24 protein-coding genes, 1 pseudogene and 1 other annotated feature are annotated in these 21979 nt (G+C 42.5%); all 25 genes and pseudogenes read right to left on the bottom strand.

All coding sequences use genetic code 11. The features are described from left to right. Positions 1 to 18: 18 nt before the first annotated feature. Entirely contained in the window at positions 19 to 762 is a 744-nt protein-coding gene (locus QFZ77_RS34905) for an SDR family NAD(P)-dependent oxidoreductase (protein WP_307447753.1), read from the bottom strand. A 209-nt stretch (positions 763 to 971) separates the two neighbouring features. Next, entirely contained in the window at positions 972 to 1424 is a 453-nt protein-coding gene (locus QFZ77_RS34910; RefSeq protein ID WP_307447756.1) for a DsbA family protein, read from the bottom strand. After that, positions 1421 to 1603 carry a DsbA family protein gene (locus QFZ77_RS34915; protein WP_307447758.1) on the bottom strand — a complete coding sequence of 61 codons (183 nt, stop codon included), beginning with the start codon at positions 1601 to 1603 and terminating at the stop codon, positions 1421 to 1423. The genes QFZ77_RS34910 and QFZ77_RS34915 overlap by 4 nt, the downstream gene beginning before the upstream one ends. Continuing rightward, positions 1600 to 2141, bottom strand: a pseudogene (locus QFZ77_RS34920) (NAD(P)H-dependent oxidoreductase). Before QFZ77_RS34920 ends, QFZ77_RS34915 begins: the two are co-directional and overlap by 4 nt. A 70-nt stretch (positions 2142 to 2211) precedes the next feature. Then, a complete protein-coding gene (locus tag QFZ77_RS34925) occupies positions 2212 to 2652 on the bottom strand; it encodes an NIPSNAP family protein (RefSeq protein WP_307447761.1) in 441 nt (146 codons plus the stop codon). A 138-nt stretch (positions 2653 to 2790) separates the two neighbouring features. Next, positions 2791 to 3027, bottom strand: a complete 237-nt coding sequence (locus tag QFZ77_RS34930) for a tautomerase family protein (protein WP_307447764.1) — start codon at positions 3025 to 3027, stop codon at positions 2791 to 2793. 53 nt (positions 3028 to 3080) lie between these two features. After that, the gene (locus QFZ77_RS34935; RefSeq protein WP_307447768.1) at positions 3081 to 3818 is read right to left on the bottom strand and encodes an SDR family NAD(P)-dependent oxidoreductase; all 738 of its coding nucleotides are present in this window, start codon (positions 3816 to 3818) and stop codon (positions 3081 to 3083) included. A gap of 91 nt (positions 3819 to 3909) precedes the next feature. After that, the gene (locus QFZ77_RS34940; protein WP_307447771.1) at positions 3910 to 4542 is read right to left on the bottom strand and encodes a DsbA family oxidoreductase; all 633 of its coding nucleotides are present in this window, start codon (positions 4540 to 4542) and stop codon (positions 3910 to 3912) included. Further along, positions 4539 to 5081, bottom strand: coding sequence for an NAD(P)H-dependent oxidoreductase (locus tag QFZ77_RS34945; RefSeq protein ID WP_307447773.1), 543 nt, complete (start codon positions 5079 to 5081; stop codon positions 4539 to 4541). Before QFZ77_RS34945 ends, QFZ77_RS34940 begins: the two co-directional genes overlap by 4 nt. A 70-nt stretch (positions 5082 to 5151) precedes the next feature. After that, a complete protein-coding gene (locus QFZ77_RS34950; protein ID WP_307447776.1) occupies positions 5152 to 5475 on the bottom strand; it encodes an NIPSNAP family protein in 324 nt (107 codons plus the stop codon). 60 nt (positions 5476 to 5535) lie between these two features. Continuing rightward, positions 5536 to 6282 carry an SDR family NAD(P)-dependent oxidoreductase gene (locus QFZ77_RS34955; protein WP_307447779.1) on the bottom strand — a complete coding sequence of 249 codons (747 nt, stop codon included), beginning with the start codon at positions 6280 to 6282 and terminating at the stop codon, positions 5536 to 5538. Between the two features lie 146 nt (positions 6283 to 6428). After that, positions 6429 to 7328, bottom strand: coding sequence for a hypothetical protein (locus QFZ77_RS34960; RefSeq protein ID WP_307447781.1), 900 nt, complete (start codon positions 7326 to 7328; stop codon positions 6429 to 6431). A gap of 206 nt (positions 7329 to 7534) precedes the next feature. Then, positions 7535 to 8230 carry a DUF7002 family protein gene (locus tag QFZ77_RS34965; RefSeq protein ID WP_307447784.1) on the bottom strand — a complete coding sequence of 232 codons (696 nt, stop codon included), beginning with the start codon at positions 8228 to 8230 and terminating at the stop codon, positions 7535 to 7537. Positions 8231 to 8253: 23 nt separating this feature from the next. Continuing rightward, positions 8254 to 9177: a LysR family transcriptional regulator gene (locus QFZ77_RS34970; protein WP_307447787.1), complete on the bottom strand. Its 924-nt coding sequence runs from the start codon at positions 9175 to 9177 to the stop codon at positions 8254 to 8256. 247 nt (positions 9178 to 9424) lie between these two features. Further along, complete coding sequence (locus tag QFZ77_RS34975) at positions 9425 to 10408, bottom strand: SLAC1 anion channel family protein (RefSeq protein WP_307447790.1); 984 nt, start codon at positions 10406 to 10408, stop codon at positions 9425 to 9427. 53 nt (positions 10409 to 10461) lie between these two features. Continuing rightward, positions 10462 to 10680: a hypothetical protein gene (locus tag QFZ77_RS34980; protein WP_307447794.1), complete on the bottom strand. Its 219-nt coding sequence runs from the start codon at positions 10678 to 10680 to the stop codon at positions 10462 to 10464. Positions 10681 to 10845: 165 nt separating this feature from the next. Further along, complete coding sequence (gene ilvN, locus QFZ77_RS34985) at positions 10846 to 11394, bottom strand: acetolactate synthase small subunit (RefSeq protein WP_307447796.1); 549 nt, start codon at positions 11392 to 11394, stop codon at positions 10846 to 10848. Beyond that, positions 11391 to 13136 carry a biosynthetic-type acetolactate synthase large subunit gene (gene ilvB, locus QFZ77_RS34990; protein ID WP_307447799.1) on the bottom strand — a complete coding sequence of 582 codons (1746 nt, stop codon included), beginning with the start codon at positions 13134 to 13136 and terminating at the stop codon, positions 11391 to 11393. The genes ilvN and ilvB overlap by 4 nt, the downstream gene beginning before the upstream one ends. A gap of 66 nt (positions 13137 to 13202) precedes the next feature. Further along, positions 13203 to 13472, bottom strand: a binding site (T-box leader). A gap of 273 nt (positions 13473 to 13745) precedes the next feature. Beyond that, complete coding sequence (locus QFZ77_RS34995) at positions 13746 to 14099, bottom strand: DoxX family protein (RefSeq protein WP_307447802.1); 354 nt, start codon at positions 14097 to 14099, stop codon at positions 13746 to 13748. 53 nt (positions 14100 to 14152) lie between these two features. Then, positions 14153 to 15223 carry an LLM class flavin-dependent oxidoreductase gene (locus tag QFZ77_RS35000; protein WP_307447804.1) on the bottom strand — a complete coding sequence of 357 codons (1071 nt, stop codon included), beginning with the start codon at positions 15221 to 15223 and terminating at the stop codon, positions 14153 to 14155. A gap of 43 nt (positions 15224 to 15266) precedes the next feature. Then, positions 15267 to 15752 (bottom strand): MarR family winged helix-turn-helix transcriptional regulator, encoded by a 486-nt coding sequence (locus QFZ77_RS35005; protein ID WP_307447807.1) that lies wholly within the window; start codon positions 15750 to 15752, stop codon positions 15267 to 15269. A gap of 12 nt (positions 15753 to 15764) precedes the next feature. Next, a complete protein-coding gene (locus tag QFZ77_RS35010; protein ID WP_307447810.1) occupies positions 15765 to 16538 on the bottom strand; it encodes a pirin family protein in 774 nt (257 codons plus the stop codon). A gap of 1530 nt (positions 16539 to 18068) precedes the next feature. Next, positions 18069 to 19388 carry an MFS transporter gene (locus QFZ77_RS35015; RefSeq protein WP_307447813.1) on the bottom strand — a complete coding sequence of 440 codons (1320 nt, stop codon included), beginning with the start codon at positions 19386 to 19388 and terminating at the stop codon, positions 18069 to 18071. Between the two features lie 1023 nt (positions 19389 to 20411). Continuing rightward, on the bottom strand, positions 20412 to 21227 hold the full coding sequence (locus QFZ77_RS35020; RefSeq protein ID WP_307447816.1) for a TrmH family RNA methyltransferase: 816 nt from the start codon (positions 21225 to 21227) through the stop codon (positions 20412 to 20414). A gap of 10 nt (positions 21228 to 21237) precedes the next feature. Then, on the bottom strand, positions 21238 to 21942 hold the full coding sequence (locus QFZ77_RS35025; RefSeq protein WP_307450068.1) for a potassium channel family protein: 705 nt from the start codon (positions 21940 to 21942) through the stop codon (positions 21238 to 21240). Between the last annotated feature and the right edge of the window lie 37 nt (positions 21943 to 21979).

Genomic DNA, 21979 nt, shown 5'->3' on the forward strand with positions numbered 1-21979 from the left:
AAAAGATTATTTTACAGCTTACCACTGTCCGGCATTTTGACCGCCATCGACATGAAGAATCTCTCCGGTCACGAATTGTGCGGATTCCAGATACACAATAGCGTCAACAATATCCTGAGCCTCGCCCATTCGGCCCATTGGGTGCAATTTCGCCAAAAAGTCGTGTGTCTCTACTGAATGCATCGGCGTTTTGGTGATCCCTGGCGCGACTGCGTTCACGCGAATGCCCTTGTCCGCATACTCAATCGCCAGCGATTTCGTTGCCGCGTTCAAGCCTCCTTTGGTCAGTGCGGCAAGTACGGATGGCACGGCTTTAAGGGGCTGCTCTGTGGTTCCGCTTGCCGTGATGTTGACGATGTGGCCGGAGCCCGCCTTCAGCATCTCGGTCACCGCACGCTGAGTAACTTGGAAGAATCCTGCCACATTGATGGACAATACCGAATCAAAATCCGCTTCAGTGAAGTCCGTGAATGGTTTCGCTATAAAAATACCGGCATTGTTCACCAGTGTGTCGATACGTCCAAAGCGCGAAATTGCTTCGCCGATTAAGCGTTCAGCTATTTGGGGATCTGAAATGTCGCCGGCAACATATGCCACATGCGCGCCTGTCGGATCGATTTCATTTGCAGCCTCAACCAATGCTTCTTCGCGGCGGCCATTGATGACTACATTGGCTCCTCGTTTCACTAGTTCAATTGCTGCTGCTTTTCCAATACCGCTGCTTCCACCTGTAATTACTGCTACTTTACCTTGAACACTCATTTCTCTATTCTCCTTTATCTACCTATTAGAAGGTAGTTTGTATTTGAAAAAATATCAGACCTTCTGATCTGCTCGTTCATCATACAATGATTCTGTTATCCTGCATAATACAGAATAATGATATTGAGTATCTCAAATTCAGATACCTAAACCCAGGAAGTCTATATTCTAGAACAATGGGAAAGTCGATGGCGAGCCATTGCAGCAGCTTAACTATTCTCAAACACTCTTATAAAATCACTAGGAGATTGTAGACCAGATAGGCTGACCTTCTCGTTGATGACAAAGTAAGGCACCCCTCTGATTCCCAGCTTTTCCGCGTTGCGCTGTCCTAGTTCAACCTTTTCAATCCCATCGCCTTTAATAAGCCGCATTTTAAGTTCAGCAGCATCATCAGTGATCCCGTTTGCTCTTGCTATTTCCACAAGTTCATCCACATTACCGATATCGATGCCATTTTCAAAATAAGCCGTATATATCTTCTCAATCAATTGCTCTTGCAAGTTCTCTGGCGTAATAGCTATTAACTGATGGGATAAGGTAGTATTCGGTGTATATTTCACAATATCCATATTAAATCTAAGACCGAATTGAGCACCGGTTTCATTATACTGCCTCATTCTTGCTTCGAATTGAGGAACCCCGCCTAATCTGCCCATCATAACCTGGCGATAATCTTCTCCTTCAGGACGAATGCCAGGATTAATCTGTAAGCATGCCAACGAACGATTGCCTTAGTGCCTTCTGGCAATTGTTTCAAAGCGGTTCGCAGACTGGTAGTTCCCATACGACACCAGGGACACATCGTATCCATATAAACATCAATCATCAATTTTTTCATGATTCAACCACAATTGGCTTTACCGTTTTAATATGATTAATATAATCGATGCTGCTCTGTGCTAATCGTTCATCCGTAACGATAGAAGTGTCGTTTAGTGAAAAGTGAGGCAGATAAGAGGCACTAATAAAATGAGCAAGTGCTTCTATAGGTCGCAATATTTCTCGGAGGGTAAAGCGATTGAACCCGGTTGCTTGATACGACTCTTCCGTACCATAGGTCGAGATCGCAACACCGATTTCTTTACCTGCTGTTTTAGTGCCATCCGGACCATAGGCCCAGCCGTATAGCAAGACGGAATCAAACCACTTTTTGAGTAATGGCGGTGTGCTGTACCAATAAAGCGGATATTGAAAAATAATCCGGTCATCGCTTCAATCAATTGCTGCTCTCTAACAACATCGATATTCTCGTCTGGGTACGATTTATATAATTCATGAATCGTGATATCGCCATGCTTTTGCAATTCCTCCACCCATGCTTTATTCCAATTGGATGCGTCGATGTTCGGGTGAGTAACGATTACTAAAGTTTTCATTTTATTTGCTCCATTTCATCATTGTTTTTAGGATCTTTTTTAATTTACGGACAGGTTTCCTGCATGATTTTCATTTGTTTATTGAAAATCTTTCTTGCTTGTTAACTAAGGGTCCATCAAGTTCTGAGATTCGTTTTACTTCAATCCATTCAGGATCGTTGCGGAAACGATCGTAGTTAAGGTTACGCATTTCCATATTGGCATGCTCAACAACATAATAAAGACGGTTATTTGCTTCATTTAAATCTTCCCAGAATTGCGTCACTTTCATACCATAATTCATAAATAATTGAACAACATGATCTCTTAACCTTTCTTGGATAACCTTCATCTTATCTAGATTTACATCATAAACTCGCAGCTCATATAATATCCAAGTGTTTGTGAGGCGAATAGCCCGTGGACATTTACTTGATTCGTCCACAACTACCCAAAAATTAGTTACCTTCATGTCATGCTTAGCAAAAGTTCTTATCGTATCATTCCGAAACCGATCCAGTATCGCTTGCATGCGGTCGGGAACCACTTGGTAAATCCGCAGTTCTTATATTGGGTTTATCCTATGTCTGTCTATTAGGGGTAACTTTTCGTCAATTTGTTATTTCGGCATAGACGCTTAATCACGCCCTCATTATCAACCATCTAGCGATTACTTCCTCTTATCAGCAAGCTGATGTCGATACTCCAACACAGGCAGTCCGCCCCAACCCCAATTCTCGGTGTCAACCTCTTCGATAACTACGAAGGTAGATTCTAAAGGCTTTTTCAGAACGTTTAGCAAAAGCTCGCTGGCCCCTTTAATAAGCGCCGCCTTTTCTTCCGCTGTGACAGACTCACGATCTGGTGCGGTGCCCTCACGGGTCACTTGAATCGTAACGATCGGCATGGATATTCTCCCTATTCAAATTAGATTTGTTTTGTATCTACTGTTGCATTTGCTTAGTGACCAGCATTCTGTCCGCCATCAACATAAAGGATCTCACCAGTTACGAAGTTGGCTGAATCCAGATATAAGACTGCTTCGACGATATCATGTGACTCGCCCATACGTCCCATAGGATGCAATTTAGCTAGAGCATCGTGCGATTCAACAGGGTGCATTGGTGTTTTAATTACCCCAGGTGAGACTGCATTCACCCGAATTCCTTTGGAAGCATACTCAATTGCTAATGATTTCGTCGCCGATTTCAGACCGCCCTTCGTCAATGAGGCGAGTACGGAAGGAACGGCAACCGACGGTTGGTCAACCAGACTCGTCGTGATGGTAATAATGTGTCCCGTTCCTTGTTTAAGCATCTCAGCTACCGCACGTTGAGTAACATGGAAGAAGCCGACGACATTCGTGGATAAATATGTTTCAAAGTCCTCTTCTGAATACTCCGTAAATGGCTTGGACATGAAAATTCCTGCATTATTAACTAGCGTATCGATGCGTCCATAGTGAGCCAAACTTTCGTCGATTAAGCGCTGCGCGGTCTTAGGATCTGAAACATTTCCGGCAACATACCGCACTTGTTTTCCTGTAGGATCGATTTCTTTTGCAGCTTCAGCCAACACTTGTTCGCCGCGTCCATTGATGACTACATTCGCTCCTAGATTCACCATCTCAATCGCCATGGCTTTCCCAAGACCGCTGCTTCCGCCAGTTATCACAAATACTTTTCCTTGAATATCCATGTGTTATTTCTCCTTATGAATTTCTAATTATGAAGAATAAATTAAGCGTAATGAATCTTATTATTGCCCTAAACCGTTTTTAACTCGTGCCTTAATTATTTTCAAACAATTTAATAAATTCATTAGGAGATTGTAGTCCAGATAAGCTGATCTCCTCATTAATTACAAAGTAAGGAACCCCTCTGATCCCCAGCTTTTGCGCATTACGTTGTCCTAATTCAACTTTTTCAATACCGTCGCCTTTAATAAGCCGCATTTTGAGTTCAGCAGCATCATCAGTGATTCCGTTTGCTCTTGCTATTTCCACAAGTTCATCCACATTACCAATATCGATGCCATTTTCAAAATAAGCCGTATATATCTTCTCAATCAATTGCTCTTGCAAGTTCTCTGGCGTAATAGCTATTAACTGATGGGATAAGGTAGTATTCGGTGTATATTTCACAATATCCATATTAAAGTTAAGACCGAATTGAGCACCGGCTTCGTTATACTGCCTCATTCTTGCTTCGAATTGAGGAACCCCTCCTAATCTGCCAATCATAACCTGCCGATAATCTTCTCCTTCAAGACGAATACCAGGATTAATCTGAAAAGCATGCGAACGAACGGTTGCCTTAGTGCCTTCTGGTAATTGTTTCAAAGCGGTTTGCAGACTGGTAGTTCCCATACGACACCAGGGACACATCGTATCCATATAAACATCAATCATCAATTTTTTCATGATTCAACCACAATTGGCTTTACCGTTTTAATATGATTAATATAATCGATGCTGCTCTGTGCTAATCGTTCATCCGTAACGATAGAAGTGTCGTTTAGTGAAAAGTGAGGCAGATAAGAGGCACTAATAAAATGAGCAAGTGCTTCTATAGGTCGCAATATTTCTCGGAGGGTAAAGCGATTGAACCCGGTTGCTTGATACGACTCTTCCGTACCATAGGTCGAGATCGCAACACCGATTTCTTTACCTGCTGTTTTAGTGCCATCCGGTCCATAGGCCCAGCCGTATAGCAAGACGGAATCAAACCACTTTTTGAGTAATGGCGGTGTGCTGTACCAATAAAGCGGATATTGAAAAATAATCCGGTCATGCGTTTCAATCAATTGCTGCTCTCTAGCAACATCGATATTCTCGTCTGGATACGATTTATATAATTCATGAATCGTGATATCGTCATGCTTTTGCAATTCCTCCACCCATGCTTTATTCCAATTGGATGCGTCGATGTTCGGGTGAGTAACGATTACTAAAGTTTTCATTTTATTTGCTCCATTTCATCATTGTTTTTAGAAATCTTTTTTAATTTACATACAGGTTCCTGCATCATTTTCATTTGTTATCGAAAAATGATACGTTTTTCATAAATATACTTTCTTGCTTTTTAACTAAGGGTCCATCAAGTTCTGAGATTCGTTTAACTTCTATCCATTCAGGATCGTTGCGGAAACGATCGTAGTTAAGGTTACGCATTTCCATATTGGCATGCTCAACAACATAATAAAGACGGTTATTCGCTTCATCTGAATCTTCCCAGAAATGCGTCACTTTCATATCATGATTCATAAATAATTGAATAACATGATCTCTGAACCTGTCTTGGATAACCTTCATCTTGCCTGGATTTACATCATAAACTCGCAGCTCATATAACATCTTTTCCCTACTCCTTTTATGAATCCAGTATTTGTCCGCATTCAAAAGATTATTAACGGCTTACCACTGTCCGGCATTTTGACCGCCGTCGACATGAAGAATCTCTCCAGTCACGAATTGAGCGGATTCCAGATACACAATGGCGTCAACAATATCCTGAGCCTCGCCCATTCGGCCCATTGGGTGCAATTTAGCCAAAAAGTCGTGTGTCTCTACTACCGAATGCATCGGCGTTTTGGTGATCCCTGGCGCGACTGCGTTCACCCGAATGCCCTTGTCCGCATACTCAATCGCCAGCGATTTCGTTGCCGCGTTCAAGCCTCCTTTGGTCAGTGCGGCAAGTACGGATGGCACGGCTTTAAGGGGCTGCTCTGTGGTTCCGCTTGCCGTGATGTTGACGATGTGGCCGGAACCCGCCTTCAGCATCTCGGTCAGCGCACGCTGAGTAACTTGGAAGAATCCTGCCACATTGATGGAAAGTACCGATTCAAAATCAGCTTCAGTGAAGTCCGTGAATGGTTTCGCTATAAAAATACCGGCATTGTTCACCAGTGTGTCGATACGTCCAAAGCGCGAAAGTGCTTCGCCAATTAAGCGTTCAGCTATTTGGGGATCTGAAATGTCGCCGGCAACATATGCCACATGCGTGCCTGTCGGATCGATTTCATTTGCAGCCTCAACCAACGCTTGTTCGCGGCGGCCATTAATGACCACATTGGCTCCTTGTTTCACCAGTTCAATTGCTGCTGCTTTTCCAATACCGCTGCTTCCACCTGTAATTACTGCTACTTTATCTTGAACACTCATTTCTCTATTCTCCTTTATCTACCTATTAAAAGGTAGTTTTTATTTTAAAAAATATCAGATCTTCTGATCTGCTCATTCATCATACAATGATTCTGTTATCCTGCATAATACAGAATAATGATGTCGGGCATCTCAAATTCAGATATCTAAACTTTGTTGTTTCTGAACTGACGGTATGCTGCAGAAATACACATCAAAACTCCTGTTGTAACAAAGACACCAACTGGAAAACCCCAGGTCCCCCATACTGTGAATATAAGTGGCATCAACGAGACACCAAATGCAACAGGAACAGGTGCTTTAAACAAATTACAAAGAATGAGTGTAATCAAAACATTAACGACACCAACCCAAATGATTGAACCTGCCAACAAGTGATAGACTCCGACTGAAAGAATAGCCGTTATCGTCAATACCGCTAAACGGGGTGGAATCAATTTCCAAGTGAATTTCTCAGCATGAAACACCTCAAAAATCAGGGCAAATACAGGTGGAACTACTAAAACTTCTAGTCTTGTAGAGAATGCCAGCCCAATCCAAAGAGCTAAAACAATGGTTATGATAACCGTATCCGTTTTCTTTCGAAAATTCTGCGGACCACCAGACAACTTTTCTGGATTTCTCAATCTAAAAGCAGCCAACATAATCACAAACGTAAAAACAGCAGTTGTGATTGCAAAAACATAGTCATGTAGACCTAAAAAGATCGGCAGCAATGTAGCAGGAATCGTTGGTCCAAAATTGACGCGAAATATATGCATTAGAATGACAATAATCACAAGACCAAACAAAATTTTCGGCAGAGGCATTAGGGACAAATCGTTCAAAGAGGTGCCAATGAATGCACCTAATGTTGGGGAAAGCCACAGGTGAACCGGCTTCTTCATCCAATGCGGTACAGGAAACACCATAACCCCCATGGCCATACCAGCAATTTCTGGGAAGAGTATATCCTTTTGTTGTAGAACTACAGCAGCAACAAGCATAAGAATGACTAAAATGTATGCTGATAAAAAACTTCTGGATTTTAGGATATTCCAAATCATTTCAATCGTTCTCCTTGTCGAGACCAGTCCATTACTATGACGAAAATGTACTGATTCCTTTGTCATTTGAGATTTCAGTTCAATCCTTAATAGGCTTGTTCAAAATCGTTATCGATATCGACGTTCTGACTCTTGAATTGGATAATCATACGTATTATCCGTTGACAAATGGATTTTATACGCCTACCATCCCTTATTACGCGATCCTACATAATGACTCGATTCTTAAAATCCTGAAAAGATTGTGCATACTTCCTCAATCTTTCGGGAATCTCCTCCATATTTTTGCAATAAACGGCCTGTAAATAACGGGACAAGTTCGTTACTTTCTCTTCCACAAGGACCTCGCGTATCTCAGAAGGTTTTGAAGGCACATCATTTTCCCGCACGATCTCGAATTGGTCTAGTGGCAAAAACATTTGCAAACTTTTTTTATAGGAACAACGAGTTGGGTAACGAGGTGAGCTTCCCGAATCGTACTTAGACAACTTAACAGTGTCATAGAAGTCACAAAGCAATGAATGTGCATCCAATTGAAGGATAGCAAATGCTTCATCTGGTTCTCTTCTTGAATAAATCTCCAGCATTTTTTGACAATCTCTTTGCGTCGGCCAAAAAAATACGTGCTGATCCAGATAATTATGAAATTGCCGATGAGTTGTTTTTGCATCCATAACTTGATCTGCAATTCGTAGATGAGCGTTTGCTATAAAAACATTTCCGTGAAAATGAATTTCTCTACTCACTATCCGTCTTTCATTCGATAAAGTAGGATCAACCTTATTACATGAATACAAAGCATCGAGATGCACAATTGAAGGCAAATTTCGGACTCTCGTAAAATGAAATAATGACTTCCTTTTTGAACTATTCGTTATTTTTTTTACAACTGAATCATTCATACCATGATACCTCTTGTCCGATCTCATTTTGCTTCCTGATCGCAATATACTGTAGGTTCTTCCTTCTTAATAGACTTAATGTAAGAAACAACAATATCGATAAATCCGCTGGCTGCCCGCCCCAAATACTTATCTTTATGATAAACAATCCCTACTTCTCGGCAGAGCGTTGGGTTTAGGATTGGAATGATGATCAAATCCTCATATTGATACATCTCGATTAATGTTTTAGATAGAATAGTAGACCCCATCCCAGACCTTACTAAATTAAATAAAGAATCGATCGTTGTCGTTTCAATAAAAGGCTTTAATTCTAGACCTGCATTTTGACAAGTAGAATCAATCAGTTGTCGGCATCGGTGTGTTTCAGGAAACATCACAATGGGAGTTGTTACTAATTCCTCAAAATTAATTTGAGGGTAGCTGGCCAAAGGATGGTTAGCGGTAGTCACGAAAAAGAAAACTTCTCTGTAGAGAGGCTTAATCGCCAATTTATCATGTTCTACAGGTAAAATGGAGATGGCAAAGTCGAGTTCATTTTGCAGGACCCGTTCAACGACATCTTCATTAGCAATCAACTTTATGCGTATATTCGGATAATTGCGATGATAGTCGGTTAAAAGTGATGAAACGAGTTCATTTAATTCACCCGGCAAGGCGCCAATCGATAAAGTGCCGCGTTCTACTTTCTGAAGCTCTTGAATTTGCTCGCGTGCACTTGCCAATGATCCTATAGCTTTATGGGATTGCTGATACAAGATCATCCCCGCTTCTGTGATCATCGTCTTCTTACCGATTCGATCAAACAATTGAACACCAAGCTCGTTCTCAAGCGCCTTAATTTGATGACTTAACGTAGGCTGTGTAATTCCAAGCTTATTTGCAGCCCGAGTGAAATGGAGTTCTTCGCAAGTCGTCATGAAATATTCTAGTTGTCTTAATTCCATCCTCATTCACCTCCTGTTTCTTGCTTCACGTAAACATGCCACTAATGGTTGTTATTATTTGTTACTGACAGGAGGACAATACATGCGAAAACCTCACTATCACGATAAGGTTTTGAAGTTAACTTGCTGTTTGTCCGATTGATTCTTCTCGTGTTGTAATGAGTCCCTTTCCGATATTTCGAAAAGGGACTCATGACGAACTAATTTGTGCACTGTGCACGATTACTACCTTTATTTGAAACCTGAATTATCCTCTAAGCAATTTGCCATTGAACAGAATGTTCAGCGTTCGAATAAACAGAACGATCAGAACGATACTAAGCAATACCAGAATGATCGCGGCGATGGCGATTAACAGCCAGGAATGCACGAACAGTGCATACTCCAAAGCAGCGTTGCTGAGCGCAGCCATCGGAAAGCTTACACCCCACCAAGAAGCGCCGAACGGTACAGACTTTTTGAAGACTTTAAAGAACAGGACGATGAATAAAAATAAGCCAAAGTAAAACAATATTGATGCAAACTGATCAATTTGTTGCATGAAGTTTGTATAACTAAGAAAGCCAACCTCAAATGGTGCAATCAAAATGAGCATCGAAGGCGTCATTCCAGCTGGCATTGGAGCATGATGGATCAATCTGGATACGATAATGACAAAGTAAACTAAAGCAACAATACCGCCTATCGCTAAGCACAATAGGTTGATTTCATGCGCCCAAGGAAACGGCATCGTTCCGCCGGCGACGCCAACGTCGAGTGTAGCCACTACAGGAATAATCCATGCAGGAACCGCATTTGCCGGTTCTTGATTCCCATTTAACAATCGCGAAACGAAGACAAAACTAAGCACTAAAGTGGTCGCCGTTCCGATGATCCAAACCGTTTGGCCTAATACTTGACTGTAGGTACCTAGCACAGAAGAAAGCAATAGAATCGAAATCGTGATTGTACCAAAAAAGTTCCCTAAGATAGGATGCGTAAATTCGCCTGCCACTTTCTGAGGGTATAGAACCCATTTTGAAATATAACCTATGCTTAACGCGATAAACATAAGAATCGCAACGATTCCAATAATATCAGCGATGACGGGGGAAGTCCCAAATAGCTTGCTCGCTTGTCGCCAAGCCAAAGACAAACCTGAAATACCCATAACTGACGCGAATAAATTAACTGGCAAGAATTGCACGGAACCGATCCTACTTTGTTTCTGTACGGCAGCTATTGTTTGCATAGAAAGTCACCAATTCCTTTTTATTTTTTTATCCAATTAACTAATTGTTTGGTTTAATTAGGAAAAATCATATGCACTTCAGGTGGAGGCATATGATTGAACGATGATTGTGTACGTAAATGTTCCCTGCCGTTTATCCAAACGTACTTTTCGTCATAACTTTCTATTAATCCCCCACCTGAGGCTTTCTCATCAGTTACAACCATCACATAATAACCAAAAAAAATAGCATTTTCAAAATCGATGTCAAATTGAAGCGTAGTATGGTTCATCTACTTCCATCCTTTCTTTCGTATTATCCAATGGCCGGATGTACTGTTCTACCTCAAACCAATTAATCTCCCACATCTAACAGCTACCACTACACCTAAGGCAAGCTCCATATTCGATAGATACCAAATGTCCAAGCTCCACCCTTCTGCAACGATTGCCTAATTTTAACCTTGGCCCGAAAAGTGATCAATATCGTTGTTTCTATTATTCCTATAGATAAGACTACCACTTACGACCTCTCCACGAGTCATAGCCGTCAAACCTGTACGAGTCAGTTCCAAGATGCCATAGGGTCTCAGCAGCTCAATTAATGAATTAATTTTATCCTGATCGCCAACAACTTGAATTATCAGACTTTCCAATCCAATATCGACTATAGAAGCACGAAAGGGTTCAACAATACTTGAAATGACCGGTTTCATTTTGGACACAGCACTTACTTTGATAAGTGCAAGCTCGCGGTCAACCAGCGGATAAGCGGTTAATTCAACAATTTGAATAACATCGATTAGTTTATTAAGCTGCTTTTGCACTTGTTCGAGCATTTTATCATCCCCAGACGTAACAATGATCATGCGGGACAATCCAGTTTCTTCTGACTGGCCTACAGTTATACTGTCAATGTTGAAACCGCGGCGTCCGAATAATCCAGCAACTCTCTGTAAAACACCCGGATGGTTGTTTACAAGAACAGAAATCGTGTGACGTTTCATCTTTCATCCCCCATAATCATGTCATCTATCGTGGAACCCGGAGTAACCATTGGAAAAACATTCTCTTCCTGACTGACAACAAAATCAATAAGTACAGGGCCCGGTATTTCAAGAGCTTTTTTCCACACCTGACGAGCCTCTTCTTTATTTGTTGCCCTGAGCCCTTTAACACCATAGGCTTCAGCCAGTTTTACGAAATCTGGACTACCAGAGAGGTCCATATGACTAAAGCGACTATCGTAAATGATTTCTTGCCATTGCCGTATCATGCCGAGGACTTGATTATTCAGAATAACGATCTTCACGGGAATGTTATGAATAGCGCAAATCGCAAGCTCTTGTGCATTCATTTGAATCCCTCCGTCGCCATTGATGGACACCACGAGTCGGTCTGGGGAACCTACCTGTGCCCCTATCGCCGAAGGTAAACCAAAGCCCATTGTTCCAAGTCCACCTGAGGTAATGATCGAACGCGGATGCTTAAACTTATAAAATTGAGCCGCCCACATTTGATGCTGCCCTACGTCCGTAGTGACTATCGCTTCGCCATTGGTCGTTTCGCTGATCATTTCAACAACGAATTGTGGTTTTAAAGTTATTTCCGAATCCGTATAACGAAGAGGATTCTTTTTTTGGTTTTCTTGAATTTCTGTCATCCATGCTTCTGATTTTACCGGTTTCGCATGAACGTTAACCTGTTGAAGCACGGATTTCACATCGCCAATACAAGGGATCGCCGTTTGAACGATTTTCCCAATTTCTGCTGGATCGATATCAATATGCGCGATAGTTTTCGCCTTAGGAGCAAATCCACTCGTTTTCATCGTTACTCTGTCGTCAAAGCGAGCTCCAATACTGATGAGAAGATCGCAATTTTGTAAGGCTTTATTGGCTGTGTATGTTCCATGCATCCCCGGCATGCCCATCCATAATTTATGTGCACTTGGAAATCCTCCTAAACCAAGCAATGTCGTCGTAACTGGTATCCGGGTTTTTTCTACAAATTCGAGTAATTCCTTGGAAGCGTCCGAATATATGACGCCCCCGCCAGCCAGAATGACAGGGCGTTCGGCTTCTTCGATAGCCATGAGTAATTTTTCGATTTGTGTCACATTCGGATGGATGTCCGGGTGGTACCCTTTAATCTTAGGAATACCTAACGGATATTGAAAGATCATCGTTTGGCTCGTTACATCCTTTGGAATATCTATCAAAACCGGCCCCTTTCGTCCAGTGGAAGCAATATAAAATGCTTCATGAATAATCTTTGGTAACTCATTGACATCACGAACTAAATAGTTGTGCTTCGAGATAGGCATTGTGATGCCGGTAATATCCGCTTCCTGAAACGCATCTGTACCAAGTAATGGCGTCGGAACATTTCCTGTAATCACAACTAATGGAACAGAGTCCATATTAGCAGTGGCGATACCCGTAACTAGATTAGTTGCCCCAGGTCCCGATGTTGCAAAGCAAACCCCAACTTTTCCTGTAGCGCGCGCATAGCCGTCTGCAGCATGAATTGCCCCCTGCTCATGACGAGCTAAAATATGTTTAAACCCTGGAATGTCATGAATGGCGTCGTAAATGTTTAGGACACTTCCTCCTGGAATCCCAAAAACAGTATCGACACCTTCAATTAACAAGCTTCTGATAAGCGCCTCCGATCCTGTTATCATATCGCTCTTCATTAGCTTAGTAAGCCATTCATGCTTCGAGTGTTGTCCCTCAATCTTAATCATGGTTTTTACCTCCAATTTTCTAAAATATAAAAATCCTTCCATCTCTAACCGCAATGTTACACAGCGATTAGGGACGAAAGGATCATTTCGTGGTACCACCCAGATTCACCGGAAATCTCATGACTTCCAGCCTCATGAAGTCAAAGTAAACTCTTTGACCTCTAGCATAATAACGTGTGCTAAACGTTTGAGCTTATTACCAGGTTTAAGGTTCAATCTGGTTTTCACTCAAAGGCTCCGAGGTGACCGTACAAGGGTTTAAGGCAAAGCTTCCACCAAATCCTTTGCTCTCTGGACATAAGAGCCCTTGTGCTTTATTCTCTTCATCGCATGGAATTATTTGATATATTTAAAAGTATCTTGAATACCTTGTAGACTAGGTTATCATAAAGTGATCTATTTTGGTTATGAAAAGACTCGATACCTGGTATATCAAAACTAGATAACAAAGGCGATGTCAGAATAATGATTGGATTACTATTTTCCCTTCCAAAAAGAGGCCGACCCGAATTTTTACGTTTCAGGTCAGCCTATTGTAAGAATTATTCCAAATCATTCATTTGACAGTTTGTAGATGATCTTTTTTATTCGAATGGTCCTAATGGTTTATTAGAGTATAATTCCAAAGTTTATCAGTATCACTACTAATCCTAAAATTAATAAAAAAATTGGCATCATCATTTGTTTTATATTATCTTTAATTTTAATATGAGTAAAAATTGCCCCGATCATCGTTATAATAATTAATAAACTACCCCAAGCGGCCAATTTCCCATTCCAAATACCTGCAATAACCAAAACCCCTGAAATGACTTCTACCATTCCTGTGAATACTTTAAACCACCCCGGATAACCATAATGCTTAAATCCTTCCACCATTTGTTTCGATCCGAACTTCATAAACCCAAACATTAAAAAACCTAATCCTAAAATAACTTGAAGAATAATTGATAAAATATTCATTACTTTCTCTCCTTATTTCTTAATTCTTTTATCCTAAACGTTAGATATCCTTGTTATAGGTTTTCTACGCGTCCCTCATTGTCGGCTTCCCATCTTGCGACCTCTTCCCGAACTCGCGGTGCGACTTCCTTACCCAATAGTTCAATGGATTTCATAACATCCTCATGTGGCATGCTGCCGGCAGGTAAATGTAGGAAAAATCGTGAGAAGCCTAAATGTTTTTGCATATAAATAATTTTGTTGGCCACCGTTTCGGGATCGCCTACGTAGAATGCGCCTTCTGGGCTGCATGAGGCATCGAATTGTGAACGGCTATAGTGTCCCCAACCACGCTCTTTACTCATTGAATTAAACACTGCCTGAGTGGGAGGGAAATACTTTTCCACCGCAAGTGAGGTACTCTCCGCAACGAACCCGAGTGAGTGTACGGCTATTTTTAATTTCGATGCATCATGTCCTGCACGAGTAGCAGCGTTCTTATAGAGCGGCACGAGCGGAGCAAATTGCAAGGGGCTCCCGCCAATGATCGCCAAAACAAGAGGCAGTCCCAGTTCCCCTGCTCGTATGACCGATTGCGCATTCCCCCCACTGCCAAGCCACACGGGTAAAGGGTTCTGAACTGGACGCGGATACACACCCAGATTCGTAAGGGCAGGCCGATGCTTTCCTTTCCAGGATATCTTCTCCGAGTCCCTTAATTTTAATAATAGTTCCAATTTTTCCGCGTAAAGCTCATCATAGTCTTTTAAATCATAACCAAACAATGGAAACGCATCGACCATAGAGCCTCGACCCGCGATAATCTCAGCACGACCATTTGAAATACCATCGAGCGTGGCAAATTGCTGAAACAAACGTACTGGATCAACAGCAGAGAGCACGGTAACCGAACTGGTTAAGCGTATCCTTTTGGTCATGGACGCCGCTGCAGCCAGCACGACGACAGTAGCGGAATCCGCAAATTCCTTACGATGATGCTCACCGACCCCAAATATATCCAACCCAACCTGATCGGCAAGCACGATTTCTTCAACAACCTCACGCAACCGCTCCGCATGACTTATTGTCTTACCCGTTTTAACATCCGGAGTTGTTTCGACAAATGTATCTACGCCTATTTCCATTTTCAAATCCCCCTACATACAAAATTTAAGTAAAATCCTTCTTTCAAAAAGAATCTGATCCATCATTATTGGTATTGCCTTCACGATTCTTGATACCATACCCAATTTTCTTCAGCACGTGAATTAGTTCGAGCTTCTCCCCTTCCGTTGCGAAGGACAAATTATCGGAGATCGTTTGAACATGCCTTGGGAAGATATTATCAAAGTAGCTTCGCCCTTCAGCAGTCAATGTCACATTCGTTTTTCGTCGATCACCCGGGATGGGGAGCCGTACCACGAAGCCCTTCTTCTCAAGCTTATCGACCACGTAGGTGATACTCCCGCTTGGAATCGTGAAGGTGTCGCTTATTTTCTGGATGGGCTGCGGTCCTTTATTATAAAGAAACTCCAAAATTTGAAAGGTCTCCCCACTGAGGCCATAGCTGTCAATGTCACGTTCTAAGCTCCCGTACAACTCTTTTACCATGTTTCTTATTACGCGTATTAGTTTTAAATCAAGTTCCTTACCCTCAGCATCGCGTTCAGTCATTCTCCATCCCCCTTATCTGGCCTTATCATACAAAGGATATTCAACCTCAGTAGGAACTTCAATTAGAAACATTCGAAGCTTTTCTCCTGAAGCGCGTATGTTGATTTCTCCTTCTTGTTCAGATTGAACGATCGCAAAGTCTTTATTCTTGAATGAGGTTGGTTCTTGGCCGGATACCCAGATGGAACCACCTGTACCTCTAATCGACAATCCTGCAAGTGTCCGGTTTGGCAATAGCCTATGGATAAATGATGCTCCTGGCTGAATCTCGACGTCGTACATCCGCGCATCTGTTACCAGGTGAAGGACGGGCGAGCCTTCACCCAATATCGTCTTTACGTTTACCCCATCCTGGCCTGTCTGAGGAAATTTCTCGTGCTTGAACAGCGAATAGGTCGGTTGTCTTCTTACCGCTTCATTCAAGTAAGGCTCAAGCCAAATTTGGAAACCCTCGTAACCCGCTTCGACGCTTTCCGCGTGTTGAATACCCGAGCCTGCTTGCATCAGTTGAATATCACCCTGTCCAAGAACGCTTTCGGTGCCGAGTGTGTCTTTGTGAAAGCCTTGACCGGCAATGCCATATGAAATAATCTCAAACCCCTGGTGAGGATGAAGCCCGATCCCTCCTTTTGCCGCAGCATGCGCCCAAGACCAGTAAAAAAGAGGACCAAGCCTGACCGTAGCAGCCCCTTGCCCCGAGAAACCTAGAGGTTTCTGAGCTTGTATTTTGCCGCGGTCGAATTCTTCTTTAGCTTGATATTCAGGTTCTAATATTTGAATATTCATTTGAAAAACTCCTTTTCTTAAAGGTTTGCTCCAAATCAAATGGACAAAAGCCGCAGATTCCGCCAACCGCAGCAAGCGGGTCCACAGAAAAGATATCTTATTAATAATATTCTTATGATTAGATATACTAACATTAGTTATTCTAATATTAGAGTTTATATTTGTCAACCTGTAAAAAGTAGGAACATCTGCGAAGAGAACGCAAACCAATTTCCCTACAACAAGGGGTCGTCCTTCAGCTGTTTGATCGCAAGTTATAAACATGCAAATAGGGCAGCAGCCATGAATGGGCTGCCACCCTATTGGGAGAGCTTCTATTCCACAATATTAATTTTCACATCGATATTCCCTCTTGTAGCTTTGGAGTATTTCCAATGGCTGCATCACAGGGTAACCCTATCGATGCTACAATTGTACACTCTTGATTGAAAACAGACCCCAGAATGCTGATGCACTGAAAGGAGCTGACTCGGCAGCTCCTTTCATTTTAATTGTATTATGTATCAAGCTTTAAGAATTTCGCTGTCCACCTTGAGAGTCAGCTCAATAGCTATAAAATCCCCTACCTATCAAAAGGTAAATTATTTACAAAAAATATCCGCTTTCTTTTTTAAGTATTTTCAAACACTCTAATAAGTTCATTAGGAGATTGTAAACCAGATAGGCTGACCTTCTCGTTGATGACAAAGTAAGGCACCCCTCTGATTCCCAGCTTTTCCGCGTTGCGCTGTCCTAATTCAACCTTTTCAGTCCCATCACCTTTAGTAGTCACTTGGAGACAAAACATCATCATTCCTATGGTGAGCCTTACTTCCTCTCAACAAAGCAAGGCTACCATTCGAGATGGCAGCCTTGTCATGGTTAACCTATAATCACCGAGCATTCATCAACTAGCTCGATTTGGTACAATCTTTTCGGTTAAGTTATTACCGTTACTATTCGCAACTATTAAATATATCTTTTGTTTCATTACCACGCTATTCTACCCATAGCGGACTGAAGGGCTGCCATGCGGCAGCCCTTCAGATGTTTAACTCGTTCTTCGTTTAGCTTAATCCTACTCAACAAGATGGTTTATATTATTTTTATAAGATTTTTTCTATCCTACATATCCATTTATAATACCCTAATAAGATTATCATAAGGAGAGGATTAATAACTACTGAATGCCAACATTTCCACCACCCGTAGTGAAAGTATCCCCAAGGTTCAGGTAGCAATGTAATGGACTCATAAATTACTGTACATATGTCCTAATAGATCAAGTAAAATATTTGTTTTCTCAATGGACTTTTTAAAAGGATACCAATTTAAAAATATCATATTAACGGGAGGAATCAGTGCACCATGGGCTGGAAAAGCCTACCAATCAATAACTTTTGTAAAATACCAATAGCCATGGTATTTAAAATCCACAAAAAAATCGAAGGTATCTTGAAACGCCATGTAAATGTTCAAATATGAACAATTTGGTTTACTGTCAAATTATGACCGCCTTCTCCACATTTCCCTCTAGTTCAAATATCAATATTAATCCTTCTTTTTATTAGCGTCGAGTTCTGCTTCGATTTGGGAGACTTTTGAAGACTCCCCCATACGCCAGTAGACAAAAAAACTAATGGCAATGCAAGCAGCTACGTAAAAGTAGAAAAGCGACTCAGCTCCAATGCTCTTGAACCATAATGCAATGAACTCCGCAGTCCCACCGAATACCGCGACGGTGAGCCCGTAGGGAAAACCCACGCCAAGAGCACGGACTTCTGTCGGGAAGAGTTCGGCTTTCACGATTGCATTGATGGAAGTATATCCTGTGACAATAATGAGACCCACCAGCATGAGCAAAAAAGCACCGATAGGGTTCTTCGTATCCTCCAGGATCAGGAACAGTGGCACTGTCAACAATGTTCCAAAGATTCCGAAACAGAGCAATAACGGGCGCCGTCCAATCCGGTCGGATAACATGCCAGCAAGCGGCTGAAGTACGACGAATACCAGCAGGGCAATAAAGTTGATCCAACTGACAACCTCCTTTTGGAGCCCCACAGTATTTACCATGTACTTCTGTAAATACGTCGTGTAGGTATAGAAGGCGACGGTTCCGCCGAGTGTTAGTCCAATTACTGTCAGCACCGCCTTAGGGTGCTTCATCAAAGCCCGAACCGTTCCAGCGCTAGCCCGGCTTTCAGAACTCATTTTTGAAAACTGCTCCGATTCATCCATCGTGCGGCGCAGCCATAATACGGCCAAAGCTCCCAATGCTCCGATAACGAAGGGAATACGCCAGCCCCAAGACTTCATATCAGGTTCACTGAGTATTTGCTGGAGGATGATCTGCACCCCCAGTGCCACCAGCTGTCCGGCAATAAGTGTGACGTACTGGAAGCTCGAGTAGAAGCCTCGGCGGCCACTGCTGGCCATCTCGGACAAGTACGTTGCCGAGGTTCCATACTCTCCACCTAGCGACAACCCTTGGAGCAGACGAGCAAGAACCAGAATAATAGGAGCCAGCATGCCAATGGTACCATAACTCGGGGTGCAGGCAATGATCAGGGAACCACCGGCCATGACGGAGATGGAAAGAGTCAGCGCCGCACGCCGGCCATTACGATCAGCGTAGCGGCCTAGCAGCAGGCTCCCTATCGGGCGCATTAAAAAGCCGACGGCGAAGATCGCAGCTGTGTTTAGCAGTTGGCTAGTCGGATCTCCCTTGGGGAAGAACTGGGACGAGAAATACACTGCGAAAGCAGTATAGACGTACCAGTCGTACCATTCTATCAGATTTCCAACCGAGCCTTTGAAGATGTTGCTTGTGATGCTTCGTGTCTTTGCGCGCTCAATGGAATGAGTCATAGTTACATTCTCCTCCTGAATTATCGGTGTTAGATCAGGTGCCTTATGAATTATGTTGCTCAAATTGTAAAAAAGTCATGTTTCCTAATTTAAATAGAACGCTTGTCAGACATATGATTCATAAATGGAAGCGCAACCAATTAAAAAACTCTCCTAATGAGCTCATTATAACAAGGTTTTAATCACTTGGAAGCGCTTTACATCCAAGATGTATGATAGTCAACCTAAGATGTTATAGTTCGATCCTGAAACGCAATTCGCTTACTTTGTTAATTCACAATTAAACTGCCCGGTAGTTGAGCGAAAGGCTTGACTCGATTAGCAGCCTTTTTCTATGCTGTTGTACCGGATTGGAAGAAACATAATGAAATTACCTTAATACGCATTAACAACTAAAAACCCTTAAAGTGAATTACTTTAAGGGCTTCATTTTAGTTTTATATCTACTGTTTATTAAAAAATATATACGTTTAATATGATAGGGGCTTGTTTGTACTAAATAAAAATCTAGCCGGCATGGCTTCAAATCTGGTTTCCCTTTATCCTTCTTGATAATCAATTAATCAAACATCTTGGTTCCGCATCCAGTTCTCTAGAGCACTAATTAACTGTTTTTCTAAATCATTGAGTCCCAAATTGGATTTATCATATACTGATTTATTTTGACTCTCAGTTCCATTTAACAATCATTCAAGTGAACATCCGAATTTCAAATGAATGGAAACGACAGTTTCTACGGAAGGCTTGCTTTTTTCGGACTCTATCCCCAATGACATTCAAAAAAACCCTCCAAATCGAAACGAATTATGACAACGTTTATTACAGAGATTTTCGAGACCAATTTTCTAAGTAATTTTCAACTAAATATTTCGCTATTAAAAATTCTTTCCACGAATGATCATAAAAAATCCCGATGTATCAAGGCTTTGAGCCACATCGGGAATGACTTAGTTGTGACAAATCTACGTTCCAAATCTATCAAATAAATTACAAACGGTGACAAACTGAATTATAAATCACATATTATGAGTTTATTTGCTGTGGAGTCAACCGCTGCCGCGAAGCCTCAAACAACAACACCGTCGCGGCCATCGCGACGTTCAGCGATTCCGCTTTGCCCTGCATCGGTATAATCACCTGCACATCCGACTGTGCAGCAACCTCCGGCGACACGCCCTTGGCTTCGTTGCCGAGGATCAGCCACGTCGGCTGCCGCAGGTCCGTGTCGTAGCACGAGCGCTGCGCCTGCAGGCTCGTGGTTACAAGCCGCACGCCGCGCTCACGCGCACGCGGCAGCAGCTCAAGCAGATCTGCCTCCACAATCGGCAGATGATACATCGATCCCATCGTCGAGCGGATCGTCTTGGGATTGTACAGATCGACCGTGCCACGGCCGAGCACAACAGCCTTGGCCCCGACGGCATCCGCGCTGCGGATGATCGTGCCAAGGTTGCCTGGGTCCTGAACGCCGTCCAGGACAACCACAAGATCATGCTCGCCGGCGAGCAGCTCGTCCATACCAAGCTGCGGCCGAGCCACAACGGCCAAAACCCCCTGCGGCGTCTGCGTATCTGAGCATTTTTCCAGCACAGCCTGGCTGACGCCAACCCATTCCACAGATGGAGTGGCCTGCTCAGCTAATCCAGCAGGAACCCCTTTTTCCAAGCTATACATAATGGTCTCTACCGGCGCTCCCGCACGCAATGCTTCCTCGACCAGATGATAACCCTCAATGATATATTTCCCTTGTTTGTCCCTGCCCCGGCGTTCTAAAAGCTGCGCCCATTCTTTGACTCTGGCATTTTGAACAGACATAATTTCCGTATGTATACTTGTCATTTATTTTTACCTACTCTGCAAAAGTCACTTCAAAAGTTTGAAGATTTGAATTTTTTCCTACAATAACTAGAATATCGTCTATTCTAAGAGGCTCTTCCGCACTTGGCGGAATGATCAGCTGTTCATTTTGTTTGATCGCAATAACATTACAGCCATATTTAGCCCGGATATCCAGCTGTTTGAGGCTTTTACCAATCATTTGTGTAGATACTTTAATCTCAACGATACTGTAATCGGCAGAAAGCTCTATGTAATCGATAATATTAGATGAGATCAGATGATGCGCCACACGCTGTCCCATATCTCTTTCCGGATAAACGACTTTGTCTGCGCCAATTTTCTTTAACACTTTTCCATGCAGATCATTTACAGCTTTCACTACTGTCGTAGGTATGCCCATTTCTTTGAGGATTAATGTAGTCAAAATACTCGCTTGAATATCCTCACCAATAGCCACAACCACAACGTCAAAATTACGAATACCTAGAGCTCGCAGCGCTTCTTCATCCGTAGAATCTGCTTGAACGGCATGCGTGACGAAAGCTGAAACCTCTTGAACTGTCTCTTCACGATGATCAATAGCGAGGACCTCAAACCCTAATTGTGACAATGTTTTAGCGACGCTAGACCCGAATCTTCCCATCCCAATAATCGCAAATTGCTTTCTCACTGTTGGCGTGTCCTCCAAATTCCTAAGATGATTATAGTATAACATACACATGGTCGGCATCTCACTATGCATGGAAAGGTGG

It is taken from the genome of Paenibacillus sp. V4I3, from assembly GCF_030817215.1.
Lineage (GTDB): Bacteria > Bacillota > Bacilli > Paenibacillales > NBRC-103111 > Paenibacillus_E.